Annotated in this window: 18 protein-coding genes; 7 read left to right on the plus strand and 11 right to left on the minus strand. The window is 38.3% G+C overall.

What is annotated here, in order from left to right:
- Nucleotides 1–113: 113 nt before the first annotated feature.
- The 3 genes from rpmG to radC all read right to left on the minus strand — a co-directional run bounded on the left by rpmG (nucleotide 114) and on the right by radC (nucleotide 1411).
- Nucleotides 114–284, minus strand: a complete 171-nt coding sequence (gene rpmG, locus HMPREF2644_RS01615; protein ID WP_005613503.1) for a 50S ribosomal protein L33 — start codon at nucleotides 282–284, stop codon at nucleotides 114–116.
- Nucleotides 285–295: 11 nt separating this feature from the next.
- Nucleotides 296–532 (minus strand): 50S ribosomal protein L28, encoded by a 237-nt coding sequence (rpmB, locus tag HMPREF2644_RS01620; protein WP_005542826.1) that lies wholly within the window; start codon nucleotides 530–532, stop codon nucleotides 296–298.
- A gap of 213 nt (nucleotides 533–745) precedes the next feature.
- A complete protein-coding gene (gene radC / locus HMPREF2644_RS01625) occupies nucleotides 746–1411 on the minus strand; it encodes a RadC family protein (RefSeq protein WP_013526173.1) in 666 nt (221 codons plus the stop codon).
- Nucleotides 1412–1573: 162 nt separating this feature from the next.
- Here radC and coaBC point away from each other — a divergent pair, with 162 nt between their 5' ends.
- The 5 genes from coaBC to crp are packed head-to-tail and all read left to right on the plus strand — an operon-like array spanning nucleotide 1574 to nucleotide 4871.
- Nucleotides 1574–2776 carry a bifunctional phosphopantothenoylcysteine decarboxylase/phosphopantothenate--cysteine ligase CoaBC gene (gene coaBC, locus HMPREF2644_RS01630; protein ID WP_011272308.1) on the plus strand — a complete coding sequence of 401 codons (1203 nt, stop codon included), beginning with the start codon at nucleotides 1574–1576 and terminating at the stop codon, nucleotides 2774–2776.
- Between the two features lie 47 nt (nucleotides 2777–2823).
- Nucleotides 2824–3279: a dUTP diphosphatase gene (gene dut, locus HMPREF2644_RS01635; RefSeq protein WP_005631431.1), complete on the plus strand. Its 456-nt coding sequence runs from the start codon at nucleotides 2824–2826 to the stop codon at nucleotides 3277–3279.
- A 3-nt stretch (nucleotides 3280–3282) separates the two neighbouring features.
- Nucleotides 3283–3939 (plus strand): nucleoid occlusion factor SlmA, encoded by a 657-nt coding sequence (gene slmA, locus HMPREF2644_RS01640; RefSeq protein ID WP_005648000.1) that lies wholly within the window; start codon nucleotides 3283–3285, stop codon nucleotides 3937–3939.
- A gap of 21 nt (nucleotides 3940–3960) precedes the next feature.
- A complete protein-coding gene (locus HMPREF2644_RS01645) occupies nucleotides 3961–4212 on the plus strand; it encodes a YheU family protein (RefSeq protein ID WP_005647999.1) in 252 nt (83 codons plus the stop codon).
- Nucleotides 4197–4871, plus strand: a complete 675-nt coding sequence (gene crp, locus HMPREF2644_RS01650; protein ID WP_005647998.1) for a cAMP-activated global transcriptional regulator CRP — start codon at nucleotides 4197–4199, stop codon at nucleotides 4869–4871. The genes HMPREF2644_RS01645 and crp overlap by 16 nt, the downstream gene beginning before the upstream one ends.
- A 364-nt stretch (nucleotides 4872–5235) precedes the next feature.
- On the opposite strand, the gene rlmC is transcribed toward crp, so the two are convergent.
- From rlmC to murJ, 7 genes are all read right to left on the minus strand, one after another.
- The gene (gene rlmC, locus HMPREF2644_RS01655; RefSeq protein WP_021034785.1) at nucleotides 5236–6411 is read right to left on the minus strand and encodes a 23S rRNA (uracil(747)-C(5))-methyltransferase RlmC; all 1176 of its coding nucleotides are present in this window, start codon (nucleotides 6409–6411) and stop codon (nucleotides 5236–5238) included.
- The gene (nagZ, locus tag HMPREF2644_RS01660) at nucleotides 6404–7459 is read right to left on the minus strand and encodes a beta-N-acetylhexosaminidase (protein ID WP_021034786.1); all 1056 of its coding nucleotides are present in this window, start codon (nucleotides 7457–7459) and stop codon (nucleotides 6404–6406) included. Before nagZ ends, rlmC begins: the two co-directional genes overlap by 8 nt.
- Nucleotides 7460–7462: 3 nt before the next feature.
- Entirely contained in the window at nucleotides 7463–7813 is a 351-nt protein-coding gene (locus HMPREF2644_RS01665) for a YcfL family putative periplasmic lipoprotein (protein ID WP_005647993.1), read from the minus strand.
- Complete coding sequence (hinT, locus tag HMPREF2644_RS01670; protein WP_005627389.1) at nucleotides 7813–8163, minus strand: purine nucleoside phosphoramidase; 351 nt, start codon at nucleotides 8161–8163, stop codon at nucleotides 7813–7815. Before hinT ends, HMPREF2644_RS01665 begins: the two co-directional genes overlap by 1 nt.
- 116 nt (nucleotides 8164–8279) lie before the next feature.
- Nucleotides 8280–11105 (minus strand): isoleucine--tRNA ligase, encoded by a 2826-nt coding sequence (gene ileS / locus HMPREF2644_RS01675; protein ID WP_011272312.1) that lies wholly within the window; start codon nucleotides 11103–11105, stop codon nucleotides 8280–8282.
- Between the two features lie 28 nt (nucleotides 11106–11133).
- Complete coding sequence (gene ribF, locus HMPREF2644_RS01680) at nucleotides 11134–12060, minus strand: bifunctional riboflavin kinase/FAD synthetase (RefSeq protein ID WP_005688371.1); 927 nt, start codon at nucleotides 12058–12060, stop codon at nucleotides 11134–11136.
- A gap of 46 nt (nucleotides 12061–12106) precedes the next feature.
- Nucleotides 12107–13681 (minus strand): murein biosynthesis integral membrane protein MurJ, encoded by a 1575-nt coding sequence (gene murJ, locus HMPREF2644_RS01685; protein ID WP_044364463.1) that lies wholly within the window; start codon nucleotides 13679–13681, stop codon nucleotides 12107–12109.
- A gap of 266 nt (nucleotides 13682–13947) precedes the next feature.
- Here murJ and rpsT point away from each other — a divergent pair, with 266 nt between their 5' ends.
- On the plus strand, nucleotides 13948–14211 hold the full coding sequence (rpsT, locus tag HMPREF2644_RS01690) for a 30S ribosomal protein S20 (protein WP_011272315.1): 264 nt from the start codon (nucleotides 13948–13950) through the stop codon (nucleotides 14209–14211).
- A gap of 71 nt (nucleotides 14212–14282) precedes the next feature.
- Here rpsT and HMPREF2644_RS01695 read toward each other — a convergent pair whose 3' ends face one another.
- Nucleotides 14283–14849: a DUF5358 domain-containing protein gene (locus tag HMPREF2644_RS01695; RefSeq protein WP_011272316.1), complete on the minus strand. Its 567-nt coding sequence runs from the start codon at nucleotides 14847–14849 to the stop codon at nucleotides 14283–14285.
- A 145-nt stretch (nucleotides 14850–14994) separates the two neighbouring features.
- Here HMPREF2644_RS01695 and menB point away from each other — a divergent pair, with 145 nt between their 5' ends.
- The gene (gene menB / locus HMPREF2644_RS01705) at nucleotides 14995–15852 is read left to right on the plus strand and encodes a 1,4-dihydroxy-2-naphthoyl-CoA synthase (protein WP_011272317.1); all 858 of its coding nucleotides are present in this window, start codon (nucleotides 14995–14997) and stop codon (nucleotides 15850–15852) included.
- Nucleotides 15853–15917 lie beyond the last annotated feature (65 nt).

The following is a 15917-nucleotide window of genomic DNA, read 5'->3' on the forward strand; positions in this document are numbered from 1 at the left end:
AAAGCAAATTTAGCTTCTTACGAGTCAAACGGCTAAATAAAAAGCAAACGTTTCTAATAAGAACAAATAAAAAACCCGAGTTTCTACTCGGGTTTAAAATAATTAAATCAATATTATTTGATTTTTGCTTCTTTATAGATAACGTGTTTACGCACTACTGGATCAAATTTTTTGATTTCCATTTTTTCAGGCATATTACGTTTGTTTTTATCAGTTGTGTAGAAGTGACCTGTCTCTGCAGTAGAAACTAAACGGATTTTCTCACGAGCACCTTTAGCTGCCATTTTTTAGCTCCTTAGATTTTTTCGCCACGAGCACGGATTTCAGCTAATACTGCATCAATGCCTTTTTTATCAATAATACGCATACCTTTCGCAGTTAAACGTAAGGTTACGAAACGGTTTTCACTTTCAACCCAGAAACGGTGAGTGTGAAGGTTTGGAAGAAAACGACGACGTGTCGCATTCATTGCGTGTGAGCGGTTATTACCCACAGCTGGACGCTTGCCTGTTACTTGACAAACTCTAGACATAATAATCTCCAATAATTAAATATAAGCTCGAGCTTACGGTTCGGATTGTTTAAAGCTGGTTAAACCTAGCTTGCTACCTCGTCAGGTCGCGCTAATCCGACCCGCTTACTATATTAAAGGTCGCAAATTATACTGACTTTGTTTTCATTTCTCAAGTGTAAATGCGATTTTCCTGAATGTAATCGGTAAAAAAATGGTCAATATTATAAAAATTTATAATAAACAATTCTCCGCGAAAGAATAACAATCGCTTTTCCCTACAATTAAATGATCAAGCACGCGAATTTCCATTAGTTCAGCCGCATCTTGAATTTTTTTAGTAATAAGTTGATCCGAATAACTCGGCTCCGTTATACCTGAAGGATGATTATGTGCCAAAATTAAAGCTGCCGCATTACAATAGAGTGCTTCTTTAATAATTTCTCGCGGATAAACCGCTGATACATTAATTGTACCTAAAAATAACCGCTCTTTTTTAATCAAACGATGTTGATTATCTAAAAATAAAACCATAAATACTTCTCTTTCCTCGTGTTGCAATTCAGTGAGTAAAAAAAGTTTTACCGTTTCAAGATCATTAATAATCGGCGTACTTAACATCTCTTGCTTTAAATAACGCTTGGTCATTTCCGTAATCGCTTGCAGTTGAATAAATTGCGTAATACCTAAGCCTTTTACAGAACAGAAAGCTTTTTTATCTGCGGAAAGTAAAGCGTGCAAGGAGCCAAAATGCGTTAATACATTTTTAGAAAGTGACATAACAGGACAATCTTTGATACCAGTACGTAAAAAAATCGCAAGTAGTTCATAATCACTTAATGCTTTTGCTCCGAATGCCAGCAATTTTTCCCGTGGCATTAATTCATCATTGTTTTCCATATATTTATAAAAGAAAAATAAGAAAGATTTTGACCGCACTTTTTAGGTTTGACGAGCAAGTGATTCAAAATCTGCGATGCATATCGTAAAAATAGCGTTGGGCATTCAATAAAATTAAAGTAAAATAACGAAATTGTGGTTAAGTACTAACAAGGGAAGAAAATGAATTTAAACGGAAAACGTGTTGTCGTCGGTATTACGGGCGGCATTGCAGCCTATAAAACAATAGAGTTGATTCGTTTATTACGCAAAGCAGAAGCTGAAGTACGTGTAGTATTAACCCCAGCTGCAGCAGAATTTGTTACTCCTTTGACACTTCAAGCCATTTCTGGCAATGCGGTATCGCAATCTTTACTTGATCCACAAGCAGAGCTGGCAATGGGGCATATTGAACTTGCCAAATGGGCTGATGCCATTATTATTGCGCCAGCTAGTGCAGACTTTATTGCCCGTCTTACTGTAGGCATGGCGAATGATTTACTTTCAACAATTTGTCTTGCAACTGATGCGCCAATTTTTCTTGTGCCAGCAATGAATCAGCAGATGTATCACCAATCCATTACTCAACAAAATTTAACGACTCTTCAAACACGTGGGATTGAGCTTATCGGCCCCAATAGTGGTTTTCAAGCTTGCGGCGATATGGGGAAAGGGCGTATGTCAGAACCAGAGGAAATTTTTACCGCACTTTCTGACTTTTTCTCTCAAAAACAAGATCTACAAGGATTAAATGTCGCCATTACAGCAGGCCCAACGCGTGAGGCAATCGATCCCGTTCGTTATATTTCTAACCATAGTTCAGGGAAAATGGGATTTGCGATTGCTGAAGCATTTGCCAAACGTGGGGCAAACGTCACACTGATTTCAGGCCCAGTGAATTTAACAACACCAAAAAATGTAAATCGAATTAATGTCATCTCAGCACAAGAAATGTGGCAAGCCTCTCTTGAAAGTGCGGTAAAAAATCAAATTTTTATTGGTTGTGCGGCTGTTGCTGATTACAGAGTAGCTGAAGTTGCAGAACAAAAAATCAAAAAATCTGGCGATGAAATATCTATCAAGTTAATTAAAAATCCCGATATTATCTCAGATGTAGGACATTTAAAAACACATCGTCCTTTTACTGTTGGATTTGCAGCCGAAACCCAAAATATTGATGATTATGCAAAAGATAAACTTGAACGCAAAAATCTTGATATGATTTGTGCCAACGATGTATCTGGCGGACAAGTTTTTAACGCGGATGAAAATGCCTTGCAGCTTTTTTGGAAAAATGGTCATAAAAAATTATCGCTAAAATCAAAAGTAGAACTTGCCGCTGATTTAGTCAATGAAATCATCGAACGCTATCAAAAAACCTTATAATTCCAACCGCACTTTTACCTAAAAATGAATTTCAAACGGAGTATTAAATGAAAAAAATTGACGTAAAAATTTTAGATTCTCGCATTGGAAATGAATTTCCTCTGCCAACTTACGCAACTGAAGGTTCAGCAGGTCTTGATTTACGTGCGTTGATCGATGAAAGCTTTGAAATTCAACCAGGCGAAACCAAATTAATTCCGACAGGGCTATCAATTTATATTGCGGATCCCAATTTAGCTGCCGTGATTTTGCCTCGCTCGGGTCTTGGCCATAAACACGGCATTGTGTTAGGAAACCTTGTGGGATTAATTGACTCCGATTATCAAGGGCCATTAATGGTATCAATGTGGAACCGTGGAAATGAACCATTCAAAATTGAAGTCGGCGATCGTATTGCTCAACTTGTTTTCGTGCCAGTAGTACAAGCTGAATTTAATATTGTAGAAGATTTTCAACAAACCGAACGTGGAGAAGGCGGTTTCGGTCATTCAGGTAAACAATAATTTATGGTAGAAGAACAATTATCTTTATCAGGCGTAGAAGAAATTGCGCCTAAAATTGAAACACCGAAAATTGAAAAAAGAACGGTAAAAGAACGTCGTCAGCAAGTGCTTACAGTATTGATACATATGCTTCATTCTGAACGTGGAATGGAAAGAATGACAACCGCTCGTCTAGCAAAAGAAGTTGGTGTGTCGGAAGCTGCGTTATATCGTTACTTTCCAAGCAAAACAAAAATGTTTGAAGCACTAATTGAACATATTGAAAGTACTTTGCTGAGCCGAATTACAGCGTCAATGCGTAACGAAACTCAAACAATGAATCGCATTCACGACATTTTACAAACAATTTTGGATTTTGCTCGAAAAAATCCCGGCTTAACACGTGTTCTAACAGGTCACGCGTTAATGTTTGAAGAAGCGCAATTACAAGCACGTGTGGCACAATTTTTCGATCGTCTTGAGATGCAGTTTGTCAATATTTTGCAAATGCGTAAATTACGTGAAGGGCGTGCTTTCAACGTGGATGAACGTATAATTGCCTCACATTTAGTGACACTCTGCGAAGGACAATTTATGCGCTATGTTCGTACAAATTTCCGTCTGAATTCAAGTCAGTCTTTTGAACAACAATGGCGTTTTATCGAGCCACTTTTTGCCTAATTGACTTTACCGAGTAAATATATGATTATTCCTTGGCAAGAACTGGAAGCAGAAACATTAGATAATATCGTAGAAAGCGTGATTTTACGCGAAGGAACCGATTACGGTATAGAAGAACTTTCACTCAACCAGAAAAAACAACTTTTACTGACTCAAATTCGCAATGGAATTGCGTTGATTGTATGGTCTGAATTACATGAATCCATTGACATCAAAAATAAAACGGAATTTTTGAAACAGGAATGTAAGGAGCAAGAATGTCAAATGAATTAACCGAAATTGATGAAGTTGTAACCTCCTCTCAAGAAGAAGCAACTCAACGAGATCCCGTTTTAGATTGGTTTCTTACTCACTGCCATTTGCATAAATATCCTGCAAAATCAACTTTAATTCATGCTGGGGAAGATGCGACCACGCTGTATTATGTAATTAAAGGTTCTGTAATGGTATCTTCAAAAGATGATGAAGGCAAAGAGATGATCCTCACTTACTTAGGAGCAGGACAATTTTTTGGCGAAGCGGGATTATTTGATGAAGGTTCAAAACGATCAGCTTGGGTAAAAACAAAAACAACATGTGAAATTGCTGAAATTTCCTATAAGAAATATCGCCAGTTGATTCAGGCAAACCCTGAAATCTTAATGTTTCTCACTGCACAATTGGCAAGACGTTTGCAAAATACATCACGTCAAGTCACGAATTTGGCATTTTTAGACGTCGCAGGTCGCATCGCTCAAACTTTAATGAACTTAGCTAAACAGCCTGAAGCAATGACGCATCCTGATGGTATGCAAATCAAAATTACACGCCAAGAAATAGGGCAAATGGTGGGTTGTTCACGAGAAACTGTGGGGCGCATTATTAAGATGTTGGAGGATCAGAATCTTATCCACGCTCATGGAAAAACAATCGTTGTATATGGCGCAAGATAATTTTTCATCATAATTTATTCAAAATAAAACCATCCGAAATTAATTTGGGTGGTTTTTGTTTAATTGGAAATAATATTCAAAACATTAATTGACAATTAATATAAAGGATTTTATCATTGCTCCAATTCTTACGGATATTGTAGGAAGACAGGATTGGTCTCCTGATATAGTGGCTTTAAAGGTTTAAACCTTATTGCATAGTTTTATGCTGCAAAAGCTAGAACACCGAGATGCATTTTTTAATCTATGGTGGACTGGGTAGAAATCCCGCAGGGATGCGTGCAGTAAGCCACTTGCTGTTAAGACCAATTCTGCTTAGTTCCACCACCCTTCTTTCAAATTCCCTAGCCTTTTCTAGCTTACCTTAATTAATCTTTTTTCTTTCTAGTAAAACTAATACTTCATAGTGAGATGTTTGCGGAAACATATCAAAAAGTTGAATTTTCAATGGTTTATAACAAGTTAGATGCTGTAAATCTTTACCCATTGTCATGGCATTACAGCTGGAATACAAGATAAAGTGCGGTTGAATTTGGTTGAGAAATTCACTTAATTCCTTTCCAATTCCACGACGCGGCGGATTTACAATCACAAGATCTGGCTTATTTTTATTTTTATTTTCAATCACGCTTGCTGCATCTAGAGATTGGAAATTTACATGTTCTAAACCTAATATTTTCGCAGAATGACTGGCTGCCAAAATAGCAGAGGAAGAAATTTCAATTCCTGTTAATTTAATGGGTTTTCCCCATTTTTCCTGCAACGCTTTAGCACAATGTAAGCCAAATCCCCCTACGCCACAAAATAAATCCCACAGGTTATAAATAGGGAATTCAGCCACCCATTGTTGAGCGGTTGCATATAAACCTGCAGCCACTTTAGGGTTAGTTTGAAAGAAGCCTTGTGGACGAATAAAGAGTGGAATACCGTTAAAATTTTCAGGCAAAAATTGTTGTTCTGTCAGAAAAATTTCTTGTTCGCCCTCTAAAATAGCCGCGTGCTGTGGTTGTAAATTAATACTAATCACTTCTAAGTGCGGTAATTTTTCCAATAATTTGGGCAATTCTCGACGAATTAATGGCAATTTATTTTCTGTACGTAACACAAAACGCAACATCAATTTTTCCGTCGCGATACTTTCTGTCAGCAAAATATATTTAAGCTCGCCTTTTTGTTTAGCAATGTTATAAGGTACTAAACCTGCGCGACCAATAAAATCTTTGAGAATTGAAAAAATTGCTGAAAAATGTGTAGGATAAAGAGGACAATCACACAAATCAATCGCACTTTGTGGATCATTATTTTTTAAAATGCCAAGTATCGGGCGTTCAACACTACCACTAACAACCATTTTAGCTTTATTACGAAAGCCTTGTTCATTAGATTGAAAAGGAGCCACCCATTGAGCTTCATCGTAATTAATAGAAATCAGTTGCTGCTTTAAATGATATTGTTTTTCAGTTAGCTGCTGACTATAAGGTATTTCAAGCAATTGGCAAGAACGACATTTATTTTGTTGATAGTATCGACAATCAATCATTTTTTGCTGCCTGAATGTCTAACCAACGGCTTTGAATATCAGCTAATTTTTGATAATTAAGTCTCCAACGTTGATCTGAAATTAAGTCGTTCCAATTAATCACTCTACGTTTAAATAAACTTTGTAAGCGAGCTTGACGAGCCATAAAGTGCGGTTGATTTTCAGTAAGTTTTAGATTATCTAATACTTGAATGACACCCTCACGTTCATTACACAGTAATAAAAGATCGCAACCTGCATTGAGTGCTTTTTTACTACGCTCTACAAAATTCCCCATTACTCCCGCGCCTTTCATTCCTAGATCATCGGAAAAAATTGTACCTTGGAAATTTAATTTCTTGCGTAAAATTTCTTTCAACCAATATTTTGAACCACTTGCAGGCTGACTATCACATTGCGAATAAATTACGTGAGCAGGCATAATCGCATCGAGTTTATTTTGTGAAATCAACTGTTGGAAAGGTTGGAGATCGAAACTAAAAATTTCGTCTTTTGTGCGATCATCATAAGGTGTTTCTAAATGAGAATCGGCTAATACATGGCCATGACCGGGAAAATGTTTACCTGTAGATGCCATACCTGCTTGATGCATACCATCAATAAAAGCGGTGGCTAAATTTACCGCACTTTTTATATCAGATGAAAAACTGCGATCGCCAATCGCTCGACATTCATGCCCCAAATCCAACACAGGAGCAAAACTCAAGTCAATATCCAAGGCAATCATTTCTGCTGCCATTTGCCAACCTGCTTCTTTAGCAAAACTCACTTGTTCAGTTGCTGACAGAGTTTCTTGAAAAGCCTGCATTGAAGGCAACATTGTAAATCCATCACGGAAACGTTGAACTCGTCCACCTTCTTGATCCACCGTAATTAATAAAGGCTTTTTCACTCGTTGGCGAACAGAACGAATTAATTCTTGAATTTGTTCTCTGTTTTCAAAATTTCGAGTAAATAAAATTAATCCTGCAACAAGAGGGTGAGAAAGTAACTCAACTTCCTCTTGTTCCAACTCTTTTCCGTTTAAATCAATTAACAACGAGCTCATAAATTATTTTAAATAAAGGCGATAATTTTTACTTTCTACAGTAGGTTTAGTTAAATCAATTGATTTTTGCTCTTGTGGTTTTAGCAAAAATTGAGCGGAATAGCTTTCTTGCTGATTTTCCCAAATTTGGGTTACCCCTAAATGATCGTACCAATACAAATGGTAACTTATATTCAAAAGTTGCTGACTTTTATTTTTTATAACCGCTGATTTTTGAGTCGTTTCAACTTGAATCAAAGGCGAAAGAGACGACGTAATATTCAAAATCGGCTTTGTTGAATAAGTTAAGTTTTGTTCTGAACTTGAACAAGCCACGAGCATGAAGCTCGCTAAAATTAGAAAATATTTTTTCATTATTTCGCTAACATTCTACCTAAAGGTTCTCCACCAACTAAATGCATATGTAAATGGAATACTTCTTGCCCACCATGTTTATTACAATTCACAATTAGGCGGTAACCATCTTCCGCAACACCTTCTTCTTTAGCGAGTTTAGCCGCTACGCTAAATAATCGACCTAGCGCTACTTCATCTTGCTCCGTCACATCATTCACTGTGGGAATGACTTTATTTGGAATAATCAAAATATGTGTTTTAGCTTGAGGGGAAATATCACGAAATGCAGTGACTAATTCATCTTGATAGACGATATTTGCCGGAATTTCTTTACGGATAATTTTACTAAAAATTGTTTCTTCTGCCATTGTTTGCTCCCTATAAAAAGTGCGGCGAATTAACCTGTCCATAATTGTTGCTTATTTAGTCTAACTTTTAAGGACAGAGCAAATCAATCGCACTTTTTGTTTTACAATGAATTTAATTATGCAAAGTATCGAACTTCTCCATTGCCCACTACATTTTCTACACAACGTGCACAAAGTGTTGGATGTCCTGGGCTTACCCCAATTTCGTCAGAATAATGCCAGCAACGAGGGCATTTTTCTGCGTTAGAACGTGTTACGCTTACCGCAATACCCTCTAATTCGCTGTCCGCTAAATCAGCAGGTTTTTCCGATAAAGATTTTACATCTACTTTTGAGGTAATTAATACGAAACGTAATTCATTACCTAATTGTGCTAACAATGCACGATATTCGTCATTAGCATAAACGGTCACTTCTGCTTCTAAACCGCCGCCTATTTCTTTATTGTTACGAGAAATTTCTAATACACGGTTTACTTCTGAACGAACTTTAATCAGTTGTTGCCAGTAAGCATCATCTAATTTTTCATCCTCGCCTAAACCAAATAAGCCTTGATAGAATTCTTCAGTAAATACGAATTCCGCACGAGCACTTTCAGTTTGTGGCAAGTGTTGCCAAATTTCATCGGCAGTGAAAGATAAGATCGGTGCCATCCAACGAACTAATGCTTCAGCAATATGCCATAACGCAGTTTGACAGCTACGACGCGCAAGGCTGTCTGCTTTGGTTGTATATTGACGATCTTTGATAATATCTAAATAGAATGACCCCATTTCTACCGAACAGAAACGCATTAAACGTTGTACCACAGTGTGGAATTGATAGTTATCGTATGCATCTTTAATTTCATTTTGTGCATCTAATGCACAAGCTACCGCCCAACGATCTAGGCTAATCATTTCTTCTGGTTTGACTAAATCACGTTTTGGATCAAAACCATTCAAGTTTGCTAATAAGAAACGAGCGGTGTTACGAATACGACGATAGCTGTCCGCTGCACGTTTTAAGATCTCATCAGAAACGGTCATTTCGCCTGTATAGTCTGTTGAAGCAACCCATAAACGTAAAATATCACCACCGAATTTATCCATGACTTCTTGTGGCGTCACTATGTTACCGATAGATTTTGACATCTTACGGCCTTGACCATCCACAGTGAAACCGTGAGTTAATACTTGCTTGTATGGTGCTTTGCTGTTTGTTGCAGTAGAAAGCATTAAAGAAGACATAAACCAGCCACGGTGTTGGTCGGAACCTTCTAAATACATATCAATATCTTGACCATTAAATTCTAGGCGATTTGCAACAACAGAAGAATAGGTTGATCCTGAGTCAAACCATACGTCAAGGGTATCTGGCACTTTGCGATAGGTTTCTGCATCCGCCCCTAATAATTCTTTTTCGTCTAAATCCCACCACGCTTGAATACCCGCTCTTTCTACACGTTTCGCCACTTCTTCAAGTAGCTCTAAGGTACGCGGATGAAGTTCTTCGGTTTCTTTATGCACGAACAAGGTCATCGGCACACCCCAAGTACGTTGGCGTGAAATACACCAGTCTGGGCGGTTTTCAACCATTTTCTCGATACGTGCTTGACCCCAATCTGGAATCCAGCGAACTTGTTTGATTTCGCCTAATGCTTGTTGGCGTAAACCTTGCGTTTCCATGCCGATAAACCATTGCGGTGTTGCACGGAAAATAATTGGCGTTTTGTGACGCCAGCAGTGTGGATAGCTGTGTTTGATTTTCTCAACTTTTAATAAGTTACCTACTTCTTGTAATTTTTCTATCACAAGCGGATTTGCTTCAAATACGCCTTTGCCTGCAAAGAATTCGGTCGTTGAAATAAATTTACCATCATTCGATACAAGACCCGCCATTGGTAAATCATATTGTTTACCCACGATAAAGTCATCTAAACCGTGATCAGGTGCGGTATGTACTAAACCCGTGCCGCCATCAGTGGTTACGTGATCGCCTAAAATTACTGGTACAGTAAAATCATAGAATGGATGATGGAAACGGCTTAATTCAAGATCAGCACCTTTTACAGAACCCAGAATTTCAACTTGTTCTACGCCCACCGCTTTTGCCACTGACTCAACTAATTCAGCAGCTAAAATCACGCGCTCATCGCCAAGTTGGACTAAGTTGTATTCTAAGTCTGCATTCACCGCAATCGCACGGTTAGACGGCATCGTCCAAGGTGTGGTAGTCCAAATGATGGCTGATAATTTACCTTGTCCTCTACCTTGTGCAGAAAATTTAGCTTCAATTTCAACCGCACTTTCCGCAGGGAAACGAACGTAAATTGACGGAGAAACTTTGTCTTCATATTCCACTTCTGCTTCTGCTAAAGAAGAACCGCAATCCAAACACCAGTGAACTGGTTTTGAGCCTTTATACAAATGACCATTTTCAATCACTTTACCTAAAGTGCGGATAATATTCGCTTCGGTATCGAAATTCATCGTGAGATATGGATTATCCCAATCGCCCAACACACCTAAACGGATAAAGTCTTTTTTCTGACCTTCTACTTGTTCCGAGGCATATTCACGACATTTTTGACGAAATTCAGCCGCAGAAATTTTCTCGTTTGGTTTGCCCACTAAACCTTCTACTTTTAATTCAATTGGCAAGCCGTGGCAGTCCCAACCCGGGATATAAGGCGAATCAAAACCTAACGCCGTTTTGGATTTAATAATAATATCTTTCAGAATCTTGTTTACAGCGTGACCAATATGAATGTTACCATTCGCATACGGAGGGCCATCGTGCAGAATAAAAGATTTTTTGCCCTTACTCGCTTTACGAATTTTTTGGTAAAGATTTTTCTCGTACCAATTTTTCAACATATCAGGTTCGCGCTTAGCTAAATCACCGCGCATTGGAAAGCTGGTTTCCGGTAGGTTAAGAGTGTTTTTGTAATCGACTGTCATTTTATTTTCCAATTTTTACATTTTAAAATTAACTGTTAAAAAACGCTTTCGCAGTTTCTACATCTTTCTCAATTTGCACTTTCAAATCATCAAAAGACGGGAATTTAATCTCGTTTCTAATCTTGTGGCAGAATTCCACTTCCACCATTTGGCCATAAATATTCTGAGAAAAATCAAATAAATGGACTTCTAATAATTGCATTAATCCATTTATAGTTGGACGTTTTCCCATGTTTGCCACGCCGTTAAAAATCTCCCCCGATTTTAACCGCACTTTTACGGCATAAACGCCTTTGATTGGATTTACTTGTCTATGCAAACGAATATTGGCCGTTGGAAATCCTATTGTTCTGCCTAATTTATTTCCATGAATCACACGCCCGAAAATACGATAAGGTTTACCGAGTAAATTTTCTGCAAGTTGTAAGTCATCATTCGCTAACGCTTCGCGAATTGCCGTGCTACTAATTCGCTGTGCATCTAGACAAAAACTACGGTTATCTTCAACAATAAAACCAAAACGCTTACTAGCTGCTTGCAACATGGCAAAATTACCTTGGCGTTTTGAGCCGAATTTGAAATCATCGCCAATACTTAAAAATTTCACATGTAGATGATTAACAAGCGTTTGTTCAATAAAAACATCAGCTGGTTGTTCAGCAAAAGTGCGGTCAAATTTCGCCACAATTACGACATCGACCTTAGCCTTTTCGAGATAATAAATTTTGTCACGCAAACGCATTAAACGCGCAGGTGCATTTTCCCCCATAAAATATTCACGCGGCTGAGATTCAAATAACAATACCGCCATGGGTAAATTTAATTCGTCAGCTTTTTGGCGTAAATGGCGGAGGACTGCTTGATGCCCTAAATGCACACCATCAAAGTTGCCGATCGTTAGCGCACAACCTTGTAAAACACGATTTGCATTATGAAGCCCACGAATTAATTGCATGTCCTTATCCATGAAAATAAGAGAATTTCGGCATTATAGCGAGAAGTTAGTTTTTTGTCAGCAAATGGTGCTTGCGAACGCCTAATAAAATCAACGTTGTGCCATAAACTATCGCGGCTAAGACAATCAACCAAACAAGCCAATAAACACGCATAAAGAAATCCATTTTCGCCCATTGGTTGATTTCAGGCACGTAATACCAAACTGCCGCACCCATTGTGATTGCTGCCAATAAAACTTTGACAAAAAAGACCGCACTTTTACGTGAAAAATGGTACACATCCGCTTTGGCTAAGCCGCGATAGAGCAAATAGGCGTTAAGAGTTGCGGACATCGCTGAAGCAATAGCTAAACCCACATAACTGAAAGGAATTGCCAATAGGTTAAAGCCCATATTACTCACCATGGCAATAATGCCGATTTTTACTGGGGTTTTGGTATCTTGGCGAGCGTAATAGCCATTGGCGAGGATTTTAATCAACATAAAGCTAAGCAAACCCGCATTAAACGCCCATAAAGAATAAGAGGCGGCATAAACATCATTTAGCATAAAATTTCCACGCATAAAGAGCGTAAGTAACATTGGCTGAGCCAATACAGCAATACCAATGGCAGCAGGAACGCCAAGTAATAAAATCATTCGCACGCCCCAATCCATTGTATTACGAAAATCAACCGCACTTTTATCTGAATCGCCTTCACGATTGACGTGGTGGCGAGCAAGCGTTGGTAAAATTACGGTAGAAATCGCAATGCCAAATAAACCGAGAGGAAATTCCAGTAAGCGGTCGGAATAATACAACCAGCTAATAGAGCCCGTCATTAAGAAGCTCGCAATCACTGTATCCAGCAAAAGATTAATTTGACTTACCGATACACCAAATAACGCAGGGATCATTAATTTACGAATTTTGGTTACGCCTTCATCCCGCCAAGCCCATTTTGGTTTCACCAGTAAACCAGCTTGTTTCATAAATGGAATTTGGAATAAGAACTGTAATAATCCGCCAAGAAAAATCCCGATAGCCAGTGCAAGATCTGGGTTATCCATTTGTGGTGCAAGGAAAAGTGCGGTGGCAATCATCGCTATATTTAATAACACGGGTGAAAAGGACATCACGCCGAATTTTCCAATCGTGTTAAGCACAGAACCAGAAAATGCCACAAAAGTAACAAACCATAAATAAGGAAAAGTTATTTTAAGAAGAAGAGAGGCTTGTTCAAATTTATGTGCATCAGGGCCATCATTCATCCAATCGGTAAACCAGCCCATCCCAAATAAAGCGGCAACGACAGGCGATCCAACCATCGCAAGGATCGTAACAATACTCACCAATCCCCCAAGGGTACCAGAAACTTTTCCAATAAATTCACGGGTTTTATTCATATCGCCAGATTGTTGATATTCTGCGAGAACAGGGACAAAAGCCTGAGAAAAGGCCCCTTCAGCAAATAAACGACGAAGAAAATTTGGGATACGATTAGCAAATAAAAAAACATCCGCCGCAGCGCCAGCCCCAATGAGATGAGCGATAACTACATCGCGCACAAGACCTAACACTCTTGATAATAAAGTCATAGAACTAACAACAATGCTAGATTTTAAAAGTCGTTTACTCAAAATATTCTTCTCAAGCCTAAAATTTTTGCCTAATTGTATAGAAATTTTGTTTTTACGCTATATTCCGTGAAAAAAAACTGATAAAATCCGCCGCACATCGTTTGTGTGAGCCTATATTGAAAGAGCTTGTAAAAATAACGATACTTACTTTCGGTTGTGTCTCACCGAAATCAACACAAATTTTCCATTGACAAAAGTATAAAAAATCGGCATATTGACGCCCTTTATTTTGTCTATCAATCAACAGAAATTTTAGGAGTTTGACCTTGGCTAATATCAAGTCAGCAAAAAAACGCGCGGTTCAATCTGAAAAACGTCGCCAACACAACGCAAGCCAACGCTCTATGATGCGTACTTATATCAAAAAAGTATATGCTCAAGTGGCAGCAGGCGAAAAATCAGCAGCTGAATCAGCATTCGTTGAAATGCAAAAAGTTGTAGACCGTATGGCTTCTAAAGGCTTAATCCACGCTAATAAAGCAGCAAACCACAAATCTAAATTAGCTGCACAAATCAAAAAATTAGCGTAATTTTTAGCTAGAAAGAATGAAAAATAAAACCGCACTTTAAAGTGCGGTTTTTTATTGCATCGAATTTTAGACTAAAGTAACAACATCGATCCCCATTTGATAATATCAAAGAAGAATTTATTTTGATTGGTTGCAATGCCATCAGAATTTTTTGGTGTGCCATCTTCATTTTTTTGCACTTCCACCATACCATTTTTATATTGACCTTTCACGACAGCCAAATCATCGTGCGCTTCGTTACGCAACTTCAAACAAGACTGTTTAGTTAAAGGTTCAACATTGCTCACTTTGGTACGGAATTTTTTAAACTGATAGCTTGCATAATTCATTGATTTTTCATCGGCTTGGATAATCTTCACATATTGTTCGCCAATAATTTTTTCCAACGGATAGAAAAAGACATATTGTGAGTGAATATAGCTATCTTCTTTTGAAAAATGCTGTTGCAAAATTCGAGTTAAATTTGGGTAAACGCATTGTTCTACTTGCTTACTTGCAATCGCCCATTGTTTTGCATGTTGATCGGAAAGTTGGTAATCAGCCCCAGCAAATTCCGCTGGAATTGCGGATTGTTGACTATCAAACATTGAACAGCCAGACAGCAATGCTGCCATACCTAAGGTTGCAATTAATTTCACATTTGATCCTTATAAAAGTGAGAATGCACAAAATTCTAGCAATATCTTCACAACAGATAAAGCAGCAAATGAATTTAGTTTTCCTGATCTGAAAAACTTCCGCTATAATGACCGCACTTTTTTACGTTAATTAAAAGGAATTCTTATGCAAAATCCAAAAGATGATGTGTTATATGCGCCTGTTGAATGGGTCGATCACAGTGAAGGCTATAGCGATATTCGCTATCATAAATCCACTGATGGCATTGCAAAAATTACCATTAACCGCCCAGAAGTTCGTAATGCGTTCCGCCCACAAACAGTGAAAGAAATGATCACTGCATTTTCCGATGCACGTTTCGATGAAAACATTGGTGTCATTGTATTAACTGGCGAAGGCGAAAAAGCATTCTGTTCTGGTGGTGACCAAAAAGTGCGTGGCAATTACGGTGGTTACAAAGATGACAGCGGCGTACATCACTTAAATGTATTAGATTTCCAACGCGATATTCGTTCTTGTCCAAAACCAGTTGTAGCAATGGTGGCTGGTTATGCAATTGGTGGCGGTCATGTATTACATATGCTTTGCGACTTAACGATTGCTGCTGAAAATGCCATTTTCGGGCAAACTGGGCCAAAAGTCGGTTCATTCGATGGCGGTTGGGGCGCAAGCTATATGGCTCGTTTAGTGGGGCAGAAAAAAGCGCGTGAAATTTGGTTCTTATGCCGTCAATATAATGCACAAGAAGCATTAGACATGGGCTTAGTCAATACGGTTGTGCCTTACGCTGATCTTGAAAAAGAAACCGTGCGTTGGTGTCGTGAAATGTTACGCAATAGCCCAATCGCAATCCGTTGTTTGAAAGCAGCATTAAATGCGGATTGTGATGGTCAAGCTGGTCTTCAAGAATTAGCGGGTAACGCAACAATGTTGTTCTATATGACTGAAGAGGGTCAAGAAGGTCGCAATGCGTTTAACGAAAAACGCGCCCCAGACTTCAGTAAATTCAGACGTAACCCTTAATTTATCGTTCTAAAGTGCGGTTAAAAATCTTCGTGAATTTTGACCGCACTTTTGTATTGAGAGCA

The sequence above is a fragment of the Haemophilus sp. HMSC071C11 genome, assembly GCF_001837655.1.
GTDB classification, from domain to species: domain Bacteria; phylum Pseudomonadota; class Gammaproteobacteria; order Enterobacterales; family Pasteurellaceae; genus Haemophilus; species Haemophilus influenzae.